The organism is Candidatus Pelagibacter sp. HIMB1506, from assembly GCF_052047935.1.
Lineage (GTDB): Bacteria > Pseudomonadota > Alphaproteobacteria > Pelagibacterales > Pelagibacteraceae > Pelagibacter.
Window position 1 is genome coordinate 332,387 of record NZ_JBNAIS010000001.1, and the last position, 20,777, is coordinate 353,163.

Below are 20,777 nucleotides of genomic sequence, written 5' to 3' on the forward strand. Positions count from 1 at the left end.
ACATGGAGAGTGCTTATGAAGATAGGCGTACCTAAGGAGATAAAACCTCAAGAAAACAGAATAGGGTTAACACCAGAGAGTGTTAAAACTTTAGTTTCGGAAGGTCACGAAGTTATTGTTGAAAACAATGGTGGGTTTGAAGCTGGATTTGAAAATGATCAATATACAAATGCAGGCGCAAAAATAGCTAGCACTGCAGCTGATATTTTTTATGATGCAGACATAATTGTTAAGGTTAAAGAACCTCAAAAAGTTGAGGTTGATATGATTAGAGAAAATCAAATTGTTTACACATATCTTCATTTAGCAGCAGCGAAAGAATTAACTGAAGGATTAATCAAATCAAAAAGTGTTAACATTGCTTATGAGACAGTAACAGATGATAATGGTCGATTACCATTGTTAGCGCCAATGAGTGCAGTTGCAGGACGTATGTCAGTACAAGCTGGTGCTCATTGTTTAGAAAAAAATCAAAGTGGAAGAGGACTTTTGTTAGGTGGTGCTCCAGGTGTAACCGGTGGAACTGTTGTAATTTTAGGTGGTGGTGTTGTGGGTGAAAACGCTGCAGTTATTGCAACAGGAATGCAAGCTAAAGTTCATATCGTTGATAAATCAGAAGCTAGATTAAAACAATTAGTTGATATGTTTGGTGACAAAATTATTCCTGAGCAAAGTGACAAAATTGATCTTCCAAAATTAGTTTCTGAAGCAGACTTATTAGTTGGAGGTGTTTTAATTCCAGGTGCTGAAGCACCAAAATTAGTTACTAAAGACATGATCAAAAGTATGAAGAGGGGTTCTGTTATTGTTGATGTTGCAATTGACCAGGGTGGATGTGTTGAAACAAGTAAACCAACTACTCACGGTGAACCAACTTATATAGTTGATGATGTTGTTCATTATTGTGTAGCAAATATGCCAGGTGGAGTTCCAAGAACTTCAACATTAGCATTAAATAATGCAACGTTACCTTATCTGGTTAAACTTGCTAACAATGGTTATCAAAAAGCATTAAGTGAAGATAAAAACTTTTTAGCTGGATTAAATGTTCATAAAGGAATGGTTACTTATAAGGCAGTTGCAGATTTATTTGGTCACAACTTTGTAGATCCAGGAGAAGCTGTCAAACATTAGTAATGGAAAAAAAGTATCCTTCTAGCACAAAGGTAGTTGTTGTTGGAGGTGGGGTTATAGGTTGTTCAGTTGCTTATCACTTAACAAAATTCGGTTGGAAAGATGTTGTTCTTTTAGAAAGAGATCAATTAACATCTGGAACAACTTGGCATGCAGCAGGATTAGTTAGTCAGTTAGGACCTACAGCAGCCGTTACAAAAATTAGAAAATATACTTTAGATCTTTATAAAAAATTAGAAAAGGAAGTTGATCACTCAGCTGGTTTAAGAATTAATGGAGCCTTATCTATTGCTCAAACAGATGCTAGATGGCAAGAGCTTCAAAGACAAGCAACTACGGCTCAATTGTATGATGTTGATATTAAGATTTTAGATAAAGATCAAATTAAGAAAAATTATCCAATCATGTACACAGAGGATTTAAAAGGTGGAGTGTTAATGCCTGGTGATGGTGCAGCTGATCCAAGTGGTGTTACACACATGTTAGCAAAAGGTGCAAGATTAGGTGGAGCAAAATTATTTGAGCAATCACCTGTTGAAACAATATTAACTAAAAATGGTAGAGTTAGTGGTGTTAGAGTTAATGGGCAAGATATTGAATGTGAATATGTGGTCCTTGCAACAGGTATGTGGTCTAGACAAATTGGAGAAAAAATAGGAGTTAGTATTCCTTTATATCCTGCAGAACATTTTTATGTAATTACAGAACCAATTGAAAATCTTTCACCTACATTACCTGTAATAAGAGATTTTGACAGCAGCACTTATATTAAAGAAGATGCTGGAAAACTTTTAATTGGAATATTTGAAGGTAAATCAATCCCTGCATTTAAAGATACTAATAAAGTTCCAGAAGATTTTTCATTTGGTGAATTTCCAGAAAATTTTGATCATTTTGAACCATATTTAGAAAAATCCATGAAGCGATTTCCAGTTTTAGAGCAAGCTGGAATTAGAAAGTTTTTTTCAGGACCAGAATCTTTTACGCCTGATACCAATTCTTTATTGGGTGAAGTTCCTGAGGTTAAAAATTTATTTGTTAGCTGTGGTTTGAATAGCATTGGTATTGGTAGTGGAGGAGGAGTTGGAAAAGTAACTGCAGAATGGTTAATGACTGGCCATATTAACGAAGATATTTTTAATTATGATATCAAGAGATTTCAAAAGTTTCATTCAGAATTAGGTTTTATTAAAGATCGTATTACGGAGTCACTTGGAGATTTGTATGGAATGCATTGGCCTTATAAACAACATAAAACATCAAGAAATGTAAAAAAACTACCATACCACAATGAATTAAAAAGTTTTGGTGCATGCTTTGGAGTTTCAGCTGGATACGAAAGACCAATGTGGTTTGCTCTTGATGGAGAAAAAGCAGAGTATGAATACAGTTATAATTACCAAAACTGGTATCCATCAGTTGAATACGAAACTAACAACACACTAACAAATGTTGGTCTATATGATTTGTCTCCTTTCTCTAAATTTGAAATTAAATCCGAGAAAGTACATGAAGATCTTCAGAGAATTTGCACATCAAATATAAAACAGGAACCTGGAAAATGTACTTATACTCATATGCTCAATAAAGATGGAGGAATAGAGACAGATCTTACAGTAGTTTGTATAGATCAAAATCATTTTAGAATTATTAGTTCTGCAGCAACAAGAGAAAGAGATAAATTTCATATTAAAAAGCATCTATCGGATAATGTTGAGTTAACTGACATTACTGATGATTATTGTGTGTTTGGAATATTTGGGCCAAAGAGTAGGCTGTTAATGCAAGATTTAAGTTCAGATGATTTTAGTAATGAAAATTTTAAGTTTGCGAATTCAAAATATATAGAAATTAACGGAACTAAAATATGGACCCAAAGATTATCTTACGTTGGAGAGTTAGGTTATGAGCTTTATGTTAAAAATTCTGAGTCTAAAAATATATATGAGAAATTAATAGAAAAAGGTAAGAAATATAACTTATCTAATTGTGGAATGCATGCATTAGATACTATGAGAATGGAAAGTGGTTTTTTACACTGGGGCCATGATATTTCACCTGAAGAAAACCAATACCAGGCAGGTCTTAACTTTACAATTAGCTACAAGAAAGAATTTAATTTTATTGGAAGAGAAGCACTGGAAAAAATAAAAGACAAAAAAATTGACAGGAAGTTTGCTATGTTTGTTCTTAAAAATAATGAACCAGGAAAACCCCTTCTACTTCACGATGAACCAATTTATAAAGATAATAAGATAGTTGGAAGAACTACATCGGGAAATTATTCTTTTAACTTCAAAAAAAATCTTGCATTTGGTTATATAAATAATGACTATTCAGATGATGAACTTCAAAACGGAAATATTTCAATTGAAATAGAGAAAATTAAATATCCTGCTGAAATTATCTTCAAACCATTAAAGCAAACTAATTTTAAAAATAGTTAATTAAAAAAATTATTGGTATTTAGCTGCAGTTATAAATTCTCTGAAACTTTCACACCAAATAACTACGGTATTGTATTTACTTACATCTACATTTGAAGGAACATCAACAACAAAGTTTTCAAAACTTTTAACCTCTGCAACATATTTAGCTTCATCTTTAATTGGTAAAAATTCATCCTCATGTTGAGTAAATTCATTTGTTAGATAAAGTTTATAATCTGGCCCAGGTGCAATTGCGCCATTAACTGTAATTTTTGTCTTTGAAATTGTAACTTTTGCTTCTCCCCAGTGAAATGGATCACTTCCTCTTAAATCTCTAACAAACTTAGTTTGATATTGAGATTTATTTTCATACTCATTAATTTTACTCACCTCGACTGAAGCTGGCGCAGTTAAAATTGGTAGAAAATATACACCTAAGCCAAAGCCGATTATTAAAAAGAAAAAGTGACTGATAAATAGAAAGGTATTTTTTTTTTTCATAGTAAATTTACTTATAGTTGAAAGAGTTAATAAATGTAGTATAAATCTCTCATTTTATGGCGGGGTAGCTCAGTTGGTTAGAGCGCGGGACTCATAAGCCCGAGGTCAGTGGTTCGATCCCACTTCCCGCTACCATTCTAGACGATCGATATCTTTTTGCTCCAATAGTGCTCCAATGGGAATTGGTTAAGTTCAATCTGTTTTAAGAATTAATTTAGATATTCTTATACGATCTTTTTTAGAAAGCGTATTTAGCAAGTCAATTATTGTATCAATTGCTTCTCCTCGGTTATCTGCAAAAATACTAGCTCGTTTCTCTAATAATACCTTGAGTGCGTCCTCATCGAATTCATCTGCCTCAATAATTTTCTTTATTTTATTTCGCCACAATTTTCTAACTTCTCTTTTTTGATTTTTTGAAATTTTTAAATTCTTAATTCGTTCTATAAATTCTTCTTTTTTATCTTCAGTCAATTCTGTTTTTGAAATTAATTTAACAATTTTATTATTTGTAAATTTATCTTTTTTTAAGAAATTAGTATTAAATTTATTACCAATAATAAAACCAATTAAGACTAAATTTAAAATTATAGAAAATGTTAGGAAATATTTAGTGTAATTCATATAGATATATCCTCATCAAAAAATAATTCTGTTATAAAATTATCATTGAAAATTAATTGCAGTTCATTTTGTATTGATAAATTAGAAACAATAATGCCTCCAAAAAAACCAACTATAAGAATAATTGCTGCATTAAGACGTGCTGATGGCAAAAGTAAATTGTCTGAAAAACTTTCAATTAAATAATTAATATTAAAAACAAATGATTTGCCCTGTTTCATTTGTTTAGCTTTATATATAATGTTTTTTTCCAGATCTTTACTATGAGGCTTTACTTGAAGTTTGTTAAGTATTGCATCTATGTTTTTATAATTTTTGTTTTGCATCAAATTTAATTTTCTATCATAATTTTGTAATATCTATTTGTCTCTTTAAAAAATCTTTTGCCCTTAACAATAATGATTGTACAGCTTTTTCAGTTGTTTCTAGAATAGTTGCTACTTCTTTGTTTGAATAGCCTTCGAGGAAACAAAGAATTAGAGCAGTTTTTTGTCTTGTGGGAAGTTGTTGAATAGCTTTTTGAACTAAAATGTTCCTTTCTTCCTTTATTATTTTTTCTATTTGAAGTGTTGATTGATCCATAAATTCAAAATTCTCAGATATGCTAACTAGTTTTCTTTTTTTTAGCTGATCTAGGCATAAATTGATTATTACACGTGAAAACCATGTAGTAAATTTTGCTTTACCTGGTGTCCAAGAATAAGGGTTTTTCCACAATTTTAAAAATGCTTTTTGAACTATGTCTTCAGCATCCTGTTGATTATTTAAATATCGATAAGCCATACTATAAAATCTTGTTGTATAAATATTTACAAGTTTGCTAAACGCAGAATGATTTCCTTTTTGTATTTCTTTAAGCAAAATATAATCAGATTCTGAATCATAGGACATGATAATATTTTTAAATTATTATCCATAATTTAAATAGATTTAATAAATACATCTAAACAAAATCTGTAAATTAAATTTAAGATTTTTGATTTTCTCTAAATTTTTTTTGAAATAATTCTAGTTCCTCGATTGTTATTTCTCCATTAGAGTTATTATCAATTCGATTAAATATTCTCTCTAATCTATTCATTCTTCTATTCTCTAGTACGAAATTTTTAAACTCCTCTAAAGATATTGTTTCATCATTATTAGCATCGATATTCTGAAATTTACCTTTTAAATTAATCTCGTCATGAGCTAATGCACTAAATGAAGTAGTTGATATAATCAAAGTAATTAGAACTTTTATAATTTTTTTTTTTAAATCAATCATTTCTATCTCCTATTAAAATAAATTTTAAACTTTATTGATTTAAACGATATAAACTTCAAAAGTACTCGAATTTTTATTGCTCCAATAGTGCTCCAATGACATTGGTTCTTGACTAAGATTCTTTAATTTGATTCAATATGCATAGAAAGGAAAGAGAGCATTTACAGGAGTAATTGTTCTAGAGGTAGGCTCAAGGGTTCATGGCGATAGACTCATAAGCCCGAGGTCAGTGGTTCGATCCCACTTCCCGCTACCAATTTTTTGATTTTTTCAAAATTTCTTTATATTCCTCAAAAGACATTGCATTTTTATCTTTCTCAGAAAGAATTTTTTTTTTCAATGGCCATTTTATTTTTAATGAAACATCATTAGGATTTACTGATTTTTCGCTAAATTTATCTCTATAATGAGTACAACTATAGACTACATAATTTTCGTTACTTAATGCTTGAAAGCCGTGACCAAAACCTGGTGGAATATAAATAGAATTTGCGTCTTCACTACTTAATTTACAGGAAAAATATTTTCCAAATGTTTTTGATTTTGATCTTAAATCAACAGCAACATCAAATATTTTACCTTTAATTACTGTAATTAGTTTTCCCTGTGATTTATTGGTTTGAATATGAATACCACGTACAACATTCTTTTTGGAAAAAGACATAACTTGGAAAGGGAATCTTTTATTTATTTTGTTCTCTCTTACCATTTCTCTAAAATAACCACGGTTATCTTGAAAAGATTTATTCTTGATTAAAATTAAGCCTTTAAATTTTTTATTTAAGGTTTTCACGAAATAATCTTCATTAAATACTTTGAATAATTACAGTTACCATAAAATTTAATAGATTTTTTGATATCACTTTTCTTTATCCATCCATTATTAAAAGCAATTTCTTCTAAACATGCAATTTTGAAACCTTGTTGGTTTTCAATTACTGATACAAAATTGCTTGTTTTATAAAAATCTTCTATAGATCCAGTATCTAGCCATGCTCCACCACGTCCAATTAATTCTGCTGATAATTTATTATGCTTTCTGTACTCGTTTAACAAGTCTGTAATTTCTAATTCGTTTCTTTTCGAAGGTTTTAATTTTTTTGCGTACTTTATTACTTTATTATCAAAAAAATAAAGTCCTGTGATTGCGTAATTGGATATAAAATTTTTAGGTTTTTCTTGAATTTTAATAATTTTTTTTTTATTTAAAATTGCAACGCCAAAATTTTCAGGATTAGCTACTTTGTGTAAAAGCACCTTCGCACCTTTTTGCAATTTAACACAATTATCAAGAATTTTTGTTAGGGATTGACCGTAAAAAAAATTATCTCCAAGTATCATTGCAACCTTGTCTTTATTAATAAAATTTTCACCTAATATAAAAGCATCAGGTAAGCCTCTTGGTTTATCTTGCTCTTTATATGATATTTTCATTCCCAATCGATTTCCATCTGGAATAATTTTTTTATATTGATCCAACTGTCCTTTATTTACTATTATCAAAACCTCTTTTATTTTAGCTAACATGAATATTGATAATGGGTAAAAAATTAAAGGTTTATCGTAAATTGGAAGAAGTTGTTTGTTAACTGCTTTTGTTAACGGACTCATTCTAGTTCCCATACCTCCAGACAAAATTATTCCTTTTTTAATCATGATTTCCCAGTCTTTTTACGATATCTTTTTTTGATAATGATTTATAATAAGATTTATTATTATAGTACCATTTTAAAGTTAAATTAATTCCATTTCTAAATGAAACTTTAGGTTTCCATTTTAAATCCTTTTTAAGTTTACTGCTATTTAATGCATATCTTATATCGTGACCAGGTCGATCTTTAACAAAATTAATTTTAACATTTTTTCCAAGTTGTATGAATTTTTTGGACATTTTTAAAAGTTCCCCAGTAATTTGTAGGTTGTTCAAATTTTTATTTGATCCAATATTGTAAAATTCACCAATTTTACCTTTTTCAAAAATTTTAATTAATGCCTCACAATGATCATCAACATAAATCCATTCTCTTGAATTTTTACCATTTCCATAAATTGGCAAAGGTAAATCATTGATTATATTATAAATTAATTTTGGTATTAATTTTTCAGGATGTTGTTTAGGTCCATAATTATTTGAACAATTTGTAACTATCACAGGAAGTTTGTATGTTCTAAAATAAGATCTAACTAAATGATCTGAACTAGCTTTACTAGCAGCATAAGGTGAGCTTGGATTGTAGGGATATTTTTCAGATGTTCTTCCTTTCAGAATATCACCATAAACTTCATCAGTAGAGATATGTATTAGCTTTGAGTTATTTTTAAATGAATAAGCTTTAAAATACTCAAGCAATTTATATACTCCAACTATATTGCTTTGAATAAAGTTTTCAGGATTATCTATTGATCTATCAACATGCGTTTCTGCGGCTAAATTAAAAATGCAATCAGGTTTATATTTAAATAAAAGTTTCTTAAATTTTTTATTCTTGATATCACATTTAATAAATTTATAATTTTTAGAGTTTTTATATTCTTTTACATTATAGTTGTTAGATGAATATGTTACTTTATCTATATTTATAACATAATATTTTTTTTTAAGTAACAAGCCAATAAGATTGCTACCAATAAATCCAAGACCCCCAGTTACAAATATTTTTTTCATTTTTTTGTTTATATTTAATTATTTTTTACATTAGTAAAAAGTATTAGTATATTTAATATTTAGACAAAATGAATATATCAAGACAAAATTTATCAATAATAATAGTTACTTACAGGAGTGAAAAAGTTATTGAACAATGTTTAAAAAATATTCCTGAAGATATTAAAATTCTTATAGTTGACAACGCTAATGATGAGTATTTTAAGAAAATGATAGAAAAAAAACATGCAAATGTAGAATGTATTTTATCTAAAAATAATTTAGGAATGGGCTCAGGTAATAATTTAGGCTTCAAGCACATCAAAACCGATTTTGCTTTTATTTTAAATCCTGATGTAATTTTAGATAAAAATACTATTGATGAATTAATAAATGCCTCTAAACAGTTGGAAACTTTTGCTTTAATTGCACCAATTTCAAAAAATTTAAATTATCCAAATTATAAGCTCGACAAAAATCATATAATTAAAAAAAACAAACCATTCAAAGTATTAAGTGTTGATGGTTACGCTATGCTATTTAATATTAAAAGACTAAACCAATTTAAGAATTTTTATTATTTTGACGAAAAAATTTTTATGTATCTTGAAAATGATGATATTTGCAAAAGGATTAGGGATATCAATGAAGAAATTTATATGATTCCATCATCTAAAGTTTATCATTTAGGTGGCAAGGCTGTTGACTCAAAACATGAATATGAAATTGAGCTTTCTAGAAACTGGCATTGGATTTGGTCAAAATTTTATTTTAATAAAAAACATTATGGAACAATTAATGCTCTTAAAGGTGGAGTTCCAACATTTGTTTCAGCGTTATTTAAATATCTAATTTATTTTTTTATTAATAAAAAAAAAAAATATATTTACTTTCAAAGAATGTCAGGTTTTGTAAATGCATTGGTTGGGAATAATTCTTTTTATAGACCCAAAATCAAGAGTTAGTGTCCAGGGAAATCAACTAAATTTTCTACTTTATAATTTTTTTTAATTAAATTATCTGATCCACCTAAATCAAATAAATTAATTACAAACACAAAAGCCGAAACATTAGCTTCACACATTTCTACTAATTTTGCAGCAGCTTCTGCAGTGCCTCCAGTTGCAATTAAGTCATCAATTATTAAAACAGATTCTTCTTTTAAAATAGAATCTTTATGAACCTCTATAGTCGCAGTTCCGTATTCTAATTCAAAATCTACAGAATGCACTTCAGCTGGTAATTTATTTTTTTTTCTTAACATTATAAAAGGTTTTTTAAGGATGAAAGAAACTGCAGAAGCAAATACGAAGCCTCTAGATTCTATTGCAGCAATTTTATCAATTTTGTATTTTTTTGATCTTTCTATAATTTGATTGATAGTTTCTGCAAAAGCTTTCTCGTTTTTAATAAGAGTAGTTATATCTCTAAATAAAATACCTTTTTTAGGATAATCAGGAATTGATCTAATATAATCTTTTAAATTCATAATACTTAATTATAAATAAGTGTATTTTAAAATATGACAACAAATAAATTAGCAATAATAGGTGGAAGTGGTCTTTATGATGTTGAAGAATTTACTAATAGAGAGTTGTTAGAAATCATTACTCCTTGGGGTAAACCATCTGATCAAATTTTAAAAACTAATTATAACAATAAAGAAGTTTATTTTTTACCTCGACATGGAAGAGGACATTTTATTTCTCCTTCAAATATAAATTTTAGAGCGAACATTGCTGCATTAAAAAAATTAGGTGTTACTGATATTGTTTCAGTTTCGGCCGTAGGATCTTTAAAAGAAGATTTGCCACCTGGAAAGTTTGTTATTGTAAATCAATTTATTGACAGAACTTTTGCACGAGTAAAAACTTTTTTTGATGACGAAATTGTTGCCCATGTATCGATGGCACATCCCACATCAAATGGACTAATGAATGCTTGTGAAGATGCAATTAAAAAATCTAAAATAGATTATCAAAGAAATGGAACTTATGTTGTCATGGAAGGCCCTCAATTTTCAACATTAGCTGAATCTAATTTATATAGATCTTGGAAAGCTGATGTAATTGGTATGACTAATATGCCTGAAGCAAAACTAGCTAGAGAAGCTGAAATCAGATATGCATCAGTTTCAATGGTGACAGATTTTGATTGTTGGCACCCAGATCATGAAAATGTTGATGTTCAACAAGTTATAAAAGTTTTATTAGGAAATGCTGAAAAAGCAAAAATTATGATTAAAAATTTAATTGATAATTTTGAAAGTCATATAGATCCAAATGACCCAACTAATAATTGTTTAGATGTGGCTATTATTACAGCTCCAGAAAAACGAACCCAAAAAACATTAGATAAGTTAAAAACAGTTGCTGGTAGAGTTTTGATTAAATGAAAATTCAAGGAAAAGAATATCGAACTATATGGTACGAGGATAAAATAGTAAAAATAATTGATCAAACAAAACTTCCTCATCAATTTGTAATTAAAGATCTTAAATCAATAATTGATGCAATTAATGCAATAAAAGTCATGGAGGTTAGAGGCGCTCCCTTAATAGGGGGAACTGCTGCTTACGGGATAGTATTAGCTATTCAAGAAAGTACTGAGAAAGAGTTTATTAATAAAAGTGCAGAAGAATTAATTCAATCAAGGCCTACAGCAATTAATTTAAAATGGGCAGTTGATCGTATGATGAAAAAATTATCTGGCATCGATAGTGATCAAATTTTAGATATAGCTTTAAAGGAAGCTAAAGAAATATGTGATGAAGATGAAAAGTTTTGTGAAAATATAGGTATTAATGGATTAAGAATAATAGAAGAAATTTATAATAAGAAAAAAAGTACAGTAAATATTTTAACTCATTGCAATGCAGGATGGTTAGCAACAATTAATTGGGGTACAGCAACTTCACCGATTTATCATGCTCATAAAAAAGGAATTCCAGTTCATGTCTGGGTAGATGAAACAAGACCAAGAAACCAAGGTGCAAATTTAACCTCATATGAGCTAAATCAGGAAGAAATTCCAAATACAATTATTGCTGATAATACAGGTGGTATTTTAATGCAAAGAGGCGAAGTTGACATGTGTATTGTTGGAACAGATAGAACTTTATCAAATGGAGACGTGTGTAATAAAATTGGAACTTATCTAAAAGCTTTAGCTGCACATGATAATAATGTTCCTTTTTATGTTGCACTCCCAAGTTCAACTATCGATTGGAATATTAAAGATGCAAAAGACATTCCAATTGAGGAAAGAAACTCTGAGGAGTTATCTCATGTAGAGGGTATTGATGAAAACAATGAATTTAAAAAAGTTTTGATTTATCCGAAGAAAAGTAAGGCTATGAATTTAGCTTTTGATGTAACACCCGCTAAATATGTAACTGGATTGATCACTGAAAGAGGTATTTCTAAAGCTTCTTCAGAGGGATTAGAAAAATTATTTAAATAAATTATCTAAGAGAAGCTGCAATATTACCACCATCTACAGTCAAAACTGCACCAGTAGTTTTTTTTGAAACCGCTAAATGAAAAAATGCTTTAGCAACATCTTCAGCTTTTACTTCATTTAAAAGCAAGTTTCCTCTCATATATTCATCAGTAGAAACTTCTCTAGCTTTTGCACGAGATTTAATCATTCCATCATTAAGCAATCCACTCCTAATCCTATCAGCATTTACACCATTTGATCTTATTCCAAGAGAACCATAATCTAATGCATATTGCTTACATAAACTTAACAAAGCAGTTTTTGGAAGACCATAAGGACCAAAATTTTTTCCAGGATTTACTGATTGTTTTGAAATATTAAATAATAAGCATCCTTGAATATTTTGTTTTTTCATTATTTTAATTGTTTCTGATGCACAATTTTGGTGAGAAAAGAAATTATCCTCAAAGCTTTCTCTTAATATTTTATCATCTACTTCCGCTATAGATCCACCAATTGCAGTCCCAGCATTAGAAATTAGAATATCAATACCACCATATATTTCGTTTATTTTTTTAAAAGCAGCTTTAACACTATTTTTATTTCTTACATCACAATGCAAACAAAGATCTGAAATTTTACTTTGCATTTCTATAACTTTTTTTGCGTCATAATCTAAGAGAACAATTTCAGCGCCATAACTTTTAAAAAGTTTATAAGTTGCTGTACCAATTGCACCAAATCCTCCAGTAATTACAACAACGTTTCCTTGAAGATTTTTTTTAGCTTTTTTAATTTTAGCTTGTTCTAAAGACCAATATTCAACATCAAATAAATCTTTTTCTGGAATAAACTTGTATTTTGTAGTTTCCTCAACTGATGAAATGACTCTTGCGTTTGTTTCGGTTAAATCTCCAGCTATTTTAGATGCCTTAAGACTATCTCCTACGCTAAACAATCCAATATTTTGCACCAAAATTACTCTTGGCGAAGTATCCAGCATAGTTTTCTTACCTTTTACTTTTTTCTTATTGGTATTGAAATATCTCACATACTTTATTCTGTAATCTTTAAAACTTTTCTCAGCTAGCTTTTTAAAATCTTCAATTGAAGAATTTTCTTTTGGACTAATAACTAATGGAAATGGTTTTACTCTAATAACATGATCAGGTGTTGCAGTTCCTATACTAGAGTATCTTTTGACATCTTTACCATTAATAAAATAATTTAGATTTTTATTTGATCTATAATTTAAGATAAATTTTTGATCTTTATTTTCTGATAGCAATCCTCTTAAAATTGGTGCAATTTCATGAGGCTTAAATCTAAAATTATAATTTTTAATTTGTTTAATTTTTTTTCTCTTTAATTTTTTAATAGTTTTTTCAGCTATCGATACATATTTAATCATTAAGTCATAAGATTTTTTGGCATCATCATCAAAAGTAAATATTCCATGATTTAATAAAATTAGGCAATCAATATTCGGATTATTTTTATAAACTTCATTAATTTTTTGCGCTAAACCAAATCCTGGCATCACATAAGGAACTATACTAACTTTTGGTCCAAAAATTTTCTTACAAAGTTCTTTTCCGTTAGATCTATTAGTTATATCCATTATTGCGTCAGAGTGAGTATGATCCACAAACTTAAAAGGTAGAAATGCATGTAAAAAAGTTTCAACAGACGGGTTTGGAGATTTAATATTTATTAAATTTCTTTTTTGATATGCAACCATGTCCTCATCGCTTAAATATTTTTTATTTTTTAACGCCAATAGTGGATTTAGTTTTACAGCTGGTAATCCTGCTGGTTCTATTTCAGCCATATCCCAACCACTTCCTTTTACACAAAGTACATCATAATTTTTACCATCAATGTCCTTAATTGATGTTTTTACAGATGTATTACCACCTCCGTGAAGCACTAACTCACTGTTTCTTCCCAATAATCTTGTAGTGTAAACTCTTAGAGCCATATCTTTAGAATGACCAAGTTTCTTGTACTTTTTAATATATTTTTGAGCTTCTGAATTCGACCAATTGTTTTTCACTGTTTCAACCTCTGCTAAGTATTATAATAGTTTTTTGATTGAAAGAAGCAAAAAATACCACTAGTAAGTTTCAACTAATCAGCAAAATGACAAAAGTAGGCGAACATATAACTTTAGATATAATTGGGACTGCAAAAGAATACGATCCTTCAGTATTTGAAAGAGCAATTCATGAAATTGCAAAAGCTGCAAAGGTTACAATTTTAAATATTTCAAAATATAAATTTGAACCACAAGGATTTACAATATTAGCTCTTCTTGCAGAAAGTCATATCAGTTTTCATACATTTCCTGAAAAAGGAATAATTAGTTTTGATTTTTTTACTTGTGGAAAAGTGAACCCTTCAGTTGCAATAGATATAATTAAAAAAGAATTTGAGCACATAAGAATTGTTAAAAAAGAATTTAATAGAGATACAAAATCACTTTATCATGACATTTATAGCTCTCCAGGTTTACAAAAATCTTATGTCGTAAATGATGTTTTAGAAGATTTTAAATCTAAAGTTGGTCAACATATTGAAATTTTAGATCTTGAGCAGTTTGGAAAATCATTATTTATAGATGGTGAAATTCAAGTTGCTGCAACTGATGAACATTTATACAGCTCAACATTTGTTGGCTCAGGATTAAATTTAAACAAAGATAATGAAAGAGCAGCTATCATCGGAGGTGGAGATGGGGGAGTTGCAAGAGAATGTATTTCTAAAAATTTTAATTTTATTGATTGGTATGAGTTAGATCCAGAAGTTGTGGATGTTTGTAATAAACATCTTGGTGATATTGGAAAAAAAGCTACAGAAAAAAATTCAGTCAAATGTGTATGGGGAGATGCATTTGAAAGTATTAAATCTGTTGCTGACGATACTTACGATCATATTTTTGTAGATCTAAATGATGATCAGTTTTGCATAGACCTAGCAGCAAAAAATATGGACTCATTGGTGAGAATATTAAAACCAAAAGGTGTGATTACAGCTCAAGTTGGAAGTCAGGATAAAAAACCTAAGCAAGTTGATAACTGGTTAAATGTATTTAATCAAAATTTTGGTAATGCCAAATTATCTAGAGTTTATATACCAAGTTTTGATTGTGCTTGGAACTTTTCATCTTCAATAAATCATTAATTTTTCTTTTTTCTTTCTAAAAATTGTGAAATAATTATTCCAATTAAAGGAGAAAATATGAATATATTCAAAAAAACTATTTTAACAGTTCTAGCTTCTTTTTTAATCATCGGAAATGTTTCTGCTGAGAAAATTAAAATTGGAACTGAAGGTGCTTATCCTCCATGGAATTCAAAAGATGCTTCTGGCAATTTAATTGGATTTGAGGTTGAGCTAGCTCAAGAGCTTTGCAAAATTATGAAGTATGAGTGTACAATCGTTGAGCAAGATTGGGACGGTATGATACCTGCATTAGTAATGAGAAAATTTGATGCAATCATGGCCGGTATGTCTATTACTGATGAAAGAAAGAAAACAATTACTTTCTCACAAGGCTATGCTGATGAAGTTGCATCTCTAGCTGTAATGAAAGGTTCAAGTTTAGAAGGCATGGATACACCAGAAGGTATAAATTTATCTTTAGGTGGTTCTAGTGTTAAAAAAGCACTTAAAACTTTAACTGATGCTCTATCTGGGAAAACTGTATGTACGCAAACAGGTACAATTCACCAAAACTTTTTAGAGTCTGGTGATGTTGGAAGTGTGAATGTTAGAACTTACAAAACTCAAGATGAGGTAAACTTAGATTTAACTTCTGGAAGATGTGATGTTGCACTCGCTGCAGCTGTAGCGTTTACAGATTATGCTGATAAATCTGGTAAGCCAGTTGTTTTAGTTGGACCAACTTTTTCAGGTGGTGCATTTGGAAATGGAGTTGGTGTTGGAATCAGACAAGCCAGTGATAGCGCTATTGGAAAAAGAGACGCTAAAATCTTAAAAGATTTCAATAAAGCTATTAACAAAGCTAGAAAACAAGGAATAATTAGCAAACTTGCAATTAAACATTTTGGTTTCGACGCTTCTATGTAATTAATTTTGGATTTGGCGACTATAATATATAGTCGCCAGTCTATATGGAACTTCTTGCATTTGGAAAAACAGGTTGGGGTGACGAGTTATTTTACGCAACTTTAATGACTGTTGCTGTATCTGTTACAGCAATGTTAGTTGGCTTCCTTTTTGCTTTAATTTTTACTCCTCTTAAACTTTCAAAATATAAAACACTAAACTTTTTTGGAAATTTCTACACCACAGTAATTAGAGGTGTACCAGAATTATTAGTTATATATTTATTATTTTTTGGTGGGAGTGGTGCAATAATGTATGTTGCATCAATATTTGGTTATTACGAATATATAGAGATTAATGCATTTATTACTGGCGCTGTTGCTATTGGCATAATTTCAGGGGCTTACTCAACAGAAGTTTTTAGAGGAGCCATTCAATCGATTGATAAGGGACAGTTCGAGGCCGCAAAAGTTTTAGGTGTAAGCAAATTTGGCCAATTCTATAAAATAATTCTTCCACAAATGTTGAGACTGGCAATTCCAAATTTAAGCAATGTTTGGCAAATTACTTTAAAGGATACTTCTTTGATATCTGTGACTGGTTTGGTCGAAATCATGAGACAATCTTATATTGCTGCAGGATCTACAAGAGATCCATTATTTTTTTATTCTTTTGCAGCAGTTTTATATTTAATGCTCACTTACATAAGTATGAAGCTAATTAATAAATTAGAAGTGAAATACAGTAGGGGTTATTAATGGATTTTGATTTAATGATCGCTAGTTTTCCAAAACTATTAGGAGCAACTGTTATTACTTTAAAACTTTTATCAGCTTCTTTATTTTTTGGATTATTTCTTGGATTGTTTTTTGCAATTTTGAGATTAAACAAAAATGTATTTATCAATAAGTTTGCTTACGTATACTCTTATGTTTTTAGGGGTACTCCTTTATTAGTTCAAATTTTTATTATTTATTTTGGGTTAGGACAAATTGAATATTTAAGATCAACATTTTTATGGGTTGTTTTAAAAGAACCTTATTGGTGTGCAATAATTGCTTTTACATTAAATACTGGCGCATACACTTCTGAAATATTAAGATCTGCATTTCAAACTATAAAACCTGGAGTTATTGAAGCCGGAAAAAGTTTAGGTATTTCAAATAAAATTATATTTTATAAAATTCAAATACCTATTGCGATCAGACAATCACTTCCTGCATATGGAAATGAAATAATTTTAATGATGAAAGGTACTTCATTAGCAAGCACAGTAACACTAATGGACTTAACGGGTGTTGCAAAATACATTATATCAACAACATTTAAGCCTATAGAAGTATTTATTGTAGCTGGTGGAATATATTTGTTTATGACTTTCGTTATTCATAATGTGATTAAGTATTTAGAAAAAAAATATAGCTACCAACAATAAAATGTATCTTTCTCAAAAACAGATTAATGATTATCAAAATCTTGGTGCAATTATTATTAAAGATACATTTAAAGATTGGATTGAACCATTAAGAAGTGGTTTTCAAAAAGTTTTAGACAACCCAAGCCAACATGGAAGAGAAAACGTGAGTGTAAATGAGGGAAGATTTTTTGAAGATTATTGCAATTGGGAAAGAATTCAAGAATTCAAAGATTGTATGTTCAATTCTCCTGCTGCTCGAATAGTTGCTGAAGCTACAAATTCAAAATCTATACAAATTTTTCATGATCACCTTTTTATAAAAGATCCAGGAACAAACAAAGAAACACCCTGGCATCAAGATATGCCTTATTATTGTGTTGATGGAGATGATACAGGAAGTTTTTGGATACCATTAGATGAAGTAAATAAAGAAAATAACCTTAAATTAATTTTAAGATCACATAAATGGCAAAAACTTTTAAGACCTACTAAATGGTCTAACGATCAACCTTGGTATCAAGATGATAGTTCGTTTATGAATCTTCCAAAAAAAGAAGAATTTGAAGAAGATATATTAGTACCTGAGCTAAAATTAGGTGATGCAGTTTTGTTTAATTTTAAAACTGTTCATGGTTCTACAGGAAATAAAAGTTCTCAATCTCGTAGAGCATTCTCCATGAGATTTATAGGTGATGATGTTGCTTTTGTTGAAAGAGGTGGCCCAACATCACCACCGTTTGATGGAATTAATTTGAAATCAGGAGATCAGATGAGGGAGGATTGGTTTCCAAAAGTTTTTAGTAACTAGCATATTCTTTAATCTCTTTAATTATAGAACCGGTATGGTTATTCATTTCTAGTTTTATTTTTGCACGATCATCATTTAAAAAATGAACATCTCTAGAAAGTTTTATGAATTTTTCTCCAAAATCTTTATTTTTTTCACAATCTCTTTTATCATCTTCAATAACCCAAAGTTTGGCATTTATATCTTTCAAGTCTTGAAATAATTTTTCAAGTTTCTCATCAGACTTTACATTTTTTTCTAACTGATTTTTAAGAATAGAGTGTTCGTTATTTATAAAATTTAATTTTTCTGGGTCTTTTATTTTATCTTGTTTGATTTCTAATATTGAAATCTTGTCTAAAAGCTCTCCAACAGAAACCTCTACTATAATTTTATTCATAAAACTTTATACTATGTTAAGTTGTTAGAAATATGTCTAATATTTTAATTATTAAACATGGATCTTTAGGCGATATAGCTCAAGCATGTGGGGCAATTCAAGATATTTCTGAAAATCATAAAGGAGATCAATTTCATTTATTAACAACAAAACCTTACTTTGAATTATTTAAAAAAAACCCACATATTTCAAATGTTATTCTAGATAAGAGATTATCAAAGATTAACTTAATTTATTTATATTTGCTAATGAGAGAGATTAAAAAACATAATTTCTCAAAAGTTTATGACCTTCAAAATTCTAGCAGAACATCATTTTACAAAAATATATTATTTCCTAAAGCTGACAAAACCATTTGGAGTTCAACAGAAACAACACTTCCAGAAGGAAAAACTAAAAAAGATTTTGATAAAGATTCTGTTCTTTCAAGATTTGATCATCAGTTAAGGTCTTCAGGAATTAATACCAATCATACAATGAAACCTGACTTTTCGTGGAGTACAGTTGATATTTCAGAAATAAAAAATAATTACGAACTAGATAAATATATAATACTTTTTCCTTTTTGTTCACCTCATTTAACTTCAAAGAAATGGCCTTACTATAACGATCTAATCTCTATGATTAATGAAAAATTTGAAAATAAATTTAAAGTTGTTACTGCTCCCGGACCAGATGAAATTAAAGATGCAAAAAATATAAATGCTTTATGTGTTTTAGATAATGGTAAAGCTTTAAATATTTCACAATTATCTGGATTAATTAAAGACAGTTCGTTTGTGGTCGCTAATGATACAGGACCTGCTCATATAACGGCTCATTTAGGATCAAAGGGTGTTGCTTTATTTGGTTCACATACAACTCCATTTAAAGTGAGTATTGAAAGAGATAATTTTAAAGCAATACAAGCCCACGAATTATCAAAACTCTCAGCAGAAAAAGTTTTTGAGAGACTTTCTGAAATTATTTCTTAATTTTTTCTAAAACTCTTAAAAATATTGGAACTGTGAAAAGTATAAAAAGCAATCTTATTATATGGTGAAAAGCAACAAAGTCTGGGTTTAAATCAAAAGCAATTGCTATAACTGCCACTTCATAAATTCCTCCAGGACTAAAAGATAATATTAAAGTTAAAATATTTGTATCAACAAAGAATGTTGCAACATAGGCTGCAACCAAACCTAATACTACCAAAATAGTGGTAGCCACAATACTATGAAGAGAATTATTGGCTATCTCTTTAACAGTTTTTTCAGCAAACCTACATCCAACAGAAGAACCAAGAATTAACAGACAAAAATTTACTGTTTCGTCTGGCAATTTATACGTTGCTACATCTGTAATTTGTAATATGCCACTTGCAAATAATGTTCCTGATAATAAGGCTGCTGGCACTCTAATTTTCTCAAAAACAAAAATAAAAAATAAAGATGCAATAATAAGTAAAATTAAATTTAAATGATTTTGAGCCAAGTAATTAAATTCACCATTTAATAAAACATCATTGTCAGTATTGTTTACGATAATAAGTGGAATTACAGTTATAATAATGATCAATCTAATTAAGTGAGAAGTTGCAACTTGAGATAAATCCGTTTTTTCATTTTCTGCTAAAATCATTAATGGACCTAAAGCACCAGGAGCAGCAGAAAATATAGAGGCTTTGTTACCGTAATTTGCAAATTTTTGCAGATACTTAGCAACAACTAGAATACAGATTATTATGTAAATTAACATAATCAGAGATGTCCAAATCCAATTAACTATTTGGTTAAATAGATTTTGATCTATGTAATTTCCAATATGCAAACCTAAAATAATTAGAATAAAGCTCAAAACAATTTTAGGCATAATGATTTTTATTCCTGATAAAGCAGCAATTGATGTGATAATCATTGGACCTAAAAACCAAGCAAGTGGAATATTTAATTGTTCTGCAATTATTGCACTCGGTACACTTATCAAAAAAACAGTTATAAATTTTAATGTAAATAACTGAGACAAATTTTCTTTAATTTTCTGTGTTGATGAATTCATCTTTAAATTTCTATATGATTGACACTAC

Annotated in this window: 23 protein-coding genes and 1 tRNA gene; 12 read left to right on the forward strand and 12 right to left on the reverse strand. The window is 29.1% G+C overall.

All coding sequences use genetic code 11. The annotated features are described in order from the left end of the window. The first annotated feature begins 15 nt into the window (after nucleotides 1-15). Together ald and ACTTA8_RS01715 are read left to right on the forward strand one after the other, a co-directional pair. Nucleotides 16-1,134 (forward strand): alanine dehydrogenase, encoded by a 1,119-nt coding sequence (gene ald / locus ACTTA8_RS01710; RefSeq protein ID WP_440653986.1) that lies wholly within the window; start codon nucleotides 16-18, stop codon nucleotides 1,132-1,134. Nucleotides 1,135-1,136: 2 nt separating this feature from the next. Further along, on the forward strand, nucleotides 1,137-3,581 hold the full coding sequence (locus tag ACTTA8_RS01715) for a GcvT family protein (RefSeq protein ID WP_440653988.1): 2,445 nt from the start codon (nucleotides 1,137-1,139) through the stop codon (nucleotides 3,579-3,581). A gap of 9 nt (nucleotides 3,582-3,590) precedes the next feature. Here the strand turns inward: ACTTA8_RS01715 and ACTTA8_RS01720 are convergent, their stop codons facing one another. Continuing rightward, complete coding sequence (locus ACTTA8_RS01720) at nucleotides 3,591-4,064, reverse strand: DM13 domain-containing protein (RefSeq protein ID WP_440653989.1); 474 nt, start codon at nucleotides 4,062-4,064, stop codon at nucleotides 3,591-3,593. 58 nt (nucleotides 4,065-4,122) lie between these two features. Here ACTTA8_RS01720 and ACTTA8_RS01725 point away from each other — a divergent pair. Then, nucleotides 4,123-4,199: transfer RNA gene (locus ACTTA8_RS01725), tRNA-Met, on the forward strand. A 57-nt stretch (nucleotides 4,200-4,256) separates the two neighbouring features. Here the strand turns inward: ACTTA8_RS01725 and ACTTA8_RS01730 are convergent. The 7 genes from ACTTA8_RS01730 to rfbB all read right to left on the reverse strand — a co-directional run bounded on the left by ACTTA8_RS01730 (nucleotide 4,257) and on the right by rfbB (nucleotide 8,617). Further along, nucleotides 4,257-4,688, reverse strand: a complete 432-nt coding sequence (locus ACTTA8_RS01730) for a hypothetical protein (RefSeq protein WP_440614222.1) — start codon at nucleotides 4,686-4,688, stop codon at nucleotides 4,257-4,259. Further along, nucleotides 4,685-5,014: a hypothetical protein gene (locus tag ACTTA8_RS01735; RefSeq protein WP_440614223.1), complete on the reverse strand. Its 330-nt coding sequence runs from the start codon at nucleotides 5,012-5,014 to the stop codon at nucleotides 4,685-4,687. The genes ACTTA8_RS01730 and ACTTA8_RS01735 overlap by 4 nt, the downstream gene beginning before the upstream one ends. Nucleotides 5,015-5,030: 16 nt before the next feature. Beyond that, on the reverse strand, nucleotides 5,031-5,579 hold the full coding sequence (locus tag ACTTA8_RS01740; protein ID WP_440614224.1) for a sigma-70 family RNA polymerase sigma factor: 549 nt from the start codon (nucleotides 5,577-5,579) through the stop codon (nucleotides 5,031-5,033). Between the two features lie 76 nt (nucleotides 5,580-5,655). Beyond that, nucleotides 5,656-5,952 carry an EF-hand domain-containing protein gene (locus ACTTA8_RS01745; RefSeq protein ID WP_440614225.1) on the reverse strand — a complete coding sequence of 99 codons (297 nt, stop codon included), beginning with the start codon at nucleotides 5,950-5,952 and terminating at the stop codon, nucleotides 5,656-5,658. A gap of 250 nt (nucleotides 5,953-6,202) precedes the next feature. Beyond that, nucleotides 6,203-6,745 (reverse strand): dTDP-4-dehydrorhamnose 3,5-epimerase, encoded by a 543-nt coding sequence (rfbC, locus tag ACTTA8_RS01750; RefSeq protein ID WP_440653990.1) that lies wholly within the window; start codon nucleotides 6,743-6,745, stop codon nucleotides 6,203-6,205. Beyond that, on the reverse strand, nucleotides 6,742-7,608 hold the full coding sequence (locus ACTTA8_RS01755; protein ID WP_440653991.1) for a sugar nucleotidyltransferase: 867 nt from the start codon (nucleotides 7,606-7,608) through the stop codon (nucleotides 6,742-6,744). Before ACTTA8_RS01755 ends, rfbC begins: the two co-directional genes overlap by 4 nt. Continuing rightward, entirely contained in the window at nucleotides 7,601-8,617 is a 1,017-nt protein-coding gene (gene rfbB, locus ACTTA8_RS01760; protein ID WP_440653992.1) for a dTDP-glucose 4,6-dehydratase, read from the reverse strand. The genes ACTTA8_RS01755 and rfbB overlap by 8 nt, the downstream gene beginning before the upstream one ends. A gap of 68 nt (nucleotides 8,618-8,685) precedes the next feature. On the opposite strand from rfbB, the gene ACTTA8_RS01765 reads away from it, so the two are divergent. Then, a complete protein-coding gene (locus ACTTA8_RS01765) occupies nucleotides 8,686-9,561 on the forward strand; it encodes a glycosyltransferase (RefSeq protein ID WP_440653993.1) in 876 nt (291 codons plus the stop codon). Here the strand turns inward: ACTTA8_RS01765 and ACTTA8_RS01770 are convergent. Further along, a complete protein-coding gene (locus tag ACTTA8_RS01770) occupies nucleotides 9,558-10,085 on the reverse strand; it encodes an adenine phosphoribosyltransferase (protein WP_440653994.1) in 528 nt (175 codons plus the stop codon). The genes ACTTA8_RS01765 and ACTTA8_RS01770 overlap by 4 nt on opposite strands. A gap of 33 nt (nucleotides 10,086-10,118) precedes the next feature. Between ACTTA8_RS01770 and ACTTA8_RS01775 the strand changes: the two genes are divergently transcribed. Both ACTTA8_RS01775 and mtnA read left to right on the forward strand, forming a co-directional pair. After that, nucleotides 10,119-10,991 carry an S-methyl-5'-thioadenosine phosphorylase gene (locus tag ACTTA8_RS01775; RefSeq protein WP_440653995.1) on the forward strand — a complete coding sequence of 291 codons (873 nt, stop codon included), beginning with the start codon at nucleotides 10,119-10,121 and terminating at the stop codon, nucleotides 10,989-10,991. Then, nucleotides 10,988-12,058 carry an S-methyl-5-thioribose-1-phosphate isomerase gene (mtnA, locus tag ACTTA8_RS01780; RefSeq protein ID WP_440653997.1) on the forward strand — a complete coding sequence of 357 codons (1,071 nt, stop codon included), beginning with the start codon at nucleotides 10,988-10,990 and terminating at the stop codon, nucleotides 12,056-12,058. The genes ACTTA8_RS01775 and mtnA overlap by 4 nt, the downstream gene beginning before the upstream one ends. Nucleotide 12,059: 1 nt before the next feature. Here the strand turns inward: mtnA and ACTTA8_RS01785 are convergent, their stop codons facing one another. Beyond that, nucleotides 12,060-14,093: a bifunctional aldolase/short-chain dehydrogenase gene (locus tag ACTTA8_RS01785; protein ID WP_440653998.1), complete on the reverse strand. Its 2,034-nt coding sequence runs from the start codon at nucleotides 14,091-14,093 to the stop codon at nucleotides 12,060-12,062. Between the two features lie 86 nt (nucleotides 14,094-14,179). On the opposite strand from ACTTA8_RS01785, the gene speD reads away from it, so the two are divergent. From speD to ACTTA8_RS01810, 5 genes are read left to right on the forward strand one after another with little or no spacing between them, the layout of a single operon-like run. Beyond that, nucleotides 14,180-15,220: an adenosylmethionine decarboxylase gene (gene speD, locus ACTTA8_RS01790; protein WP_440653999.1), complete on the forward strand. Its 1,041-nt coding sequence runs from the start codon at nucleotides 14,180-14,182 to the stop codon at nucleotides 15,218-15,220. A gap of 57 nt (nucleotides 15,221-15,277) precedes the next feature. Next, nucleotides 15,278-16,129, forward strand: coding sequence for a transporter substrate-binding domain-containing protein (locus tag ACTTA8_RS01795; protein WP_440654000.1), 852 nt, complete (start codon nucleotides 15,278-15,280; stop codon nucleotides 16,127-16,129). Between the two features lie 44 nt (nucleotides 16,130-16,173). Next, a complete protein-coding gene (locus tag ACTTA8_RS01800; RefSeq protein WP_440654002.1) occupies nucleotides 16,174-16,866 on the forward strand; it encodes an ABC transporter permease in 693 nt (230 codons plus the stop codon). Next, a complete protein-coding gene (locus ACTTA8_RS01805) occupies nucleotides 16,866-17,543 on the forward strand; it encodes an ABC transporter permease (RefSeq protein WP_440654004.1) in 678 nt (225 codons plus the stop codon). The genes ACTTA8_RS01800 and ACTTA8_RS01805 overlap by 1 nt, the downstream gene beginning before the upstream one ends. Before the next feature lies 1 nt (nucleotide 17,544). After that, a complete protein-coding gene (locus ACTTA8_RS01810; RefSeq protein WP_440654006.1) occupies nucleotides 17,545-18,333 on the forward strand; it encodes a phytanoyl-CoA dioxygenase family protein in 789 nt (262 codons plus the stop codon). Here ACTTA8_RS01810 and ACTTA8_RS01815 read toward each other — a convergent pair. Further along, on the reverse strand, nucleotides 18,323-18,712 hold the full coding sequence (locus ACTTA8_RS01815) for a DUF6165 family protein (protein WP_440654007.1): 390 nt from the start codon (nucleotides 18,710-18,712) through the stop codon (nucleotides 18,323-18,325). The two genes, ACTTA8_RS01810 and ACTTA8_RS01815, sit on opposite strands and share 11 nt — an antisense overlap. A 32-nt stretch (nucleotides 18,713-18,744) precedes the next feature. On the opposite strand from ACTTA8_RS01815, the gene ACTTA8_RS01820 reads away from it, so the two are divergent. Continuing rightward, a complete protein-coding gene (locus tag ACTTA8_RS01820) occupies nucleotides 18,745-19,686 on the forward strand; it encodes a glycosyltransferase family 9 protein (protein WP_440654009.1) in 942 nt (313 codons plus the stop codon). Here the strand turns inward: ACTTA8_RS01820 and ACTTA8_RS01825 are convergent. Beyond that, a complete protein-coding gene (locus ACTTA8_RS01825; RefSeq protein ID WP_440654011.1) occupies nucleotides 19,676-20,749 on the reverse strand; it encodes an AbrB family transcriptional regulator in 1,074 nt (357 codons plus the stop codon). The two genes, ACTTA8_RS01820 and ACTTA8_RS01825, sit on opposite strands and share 11 nt — an antisense overlap. Nucleotides 20,750-20,777 lie beyond the last annotated feature (28 nt).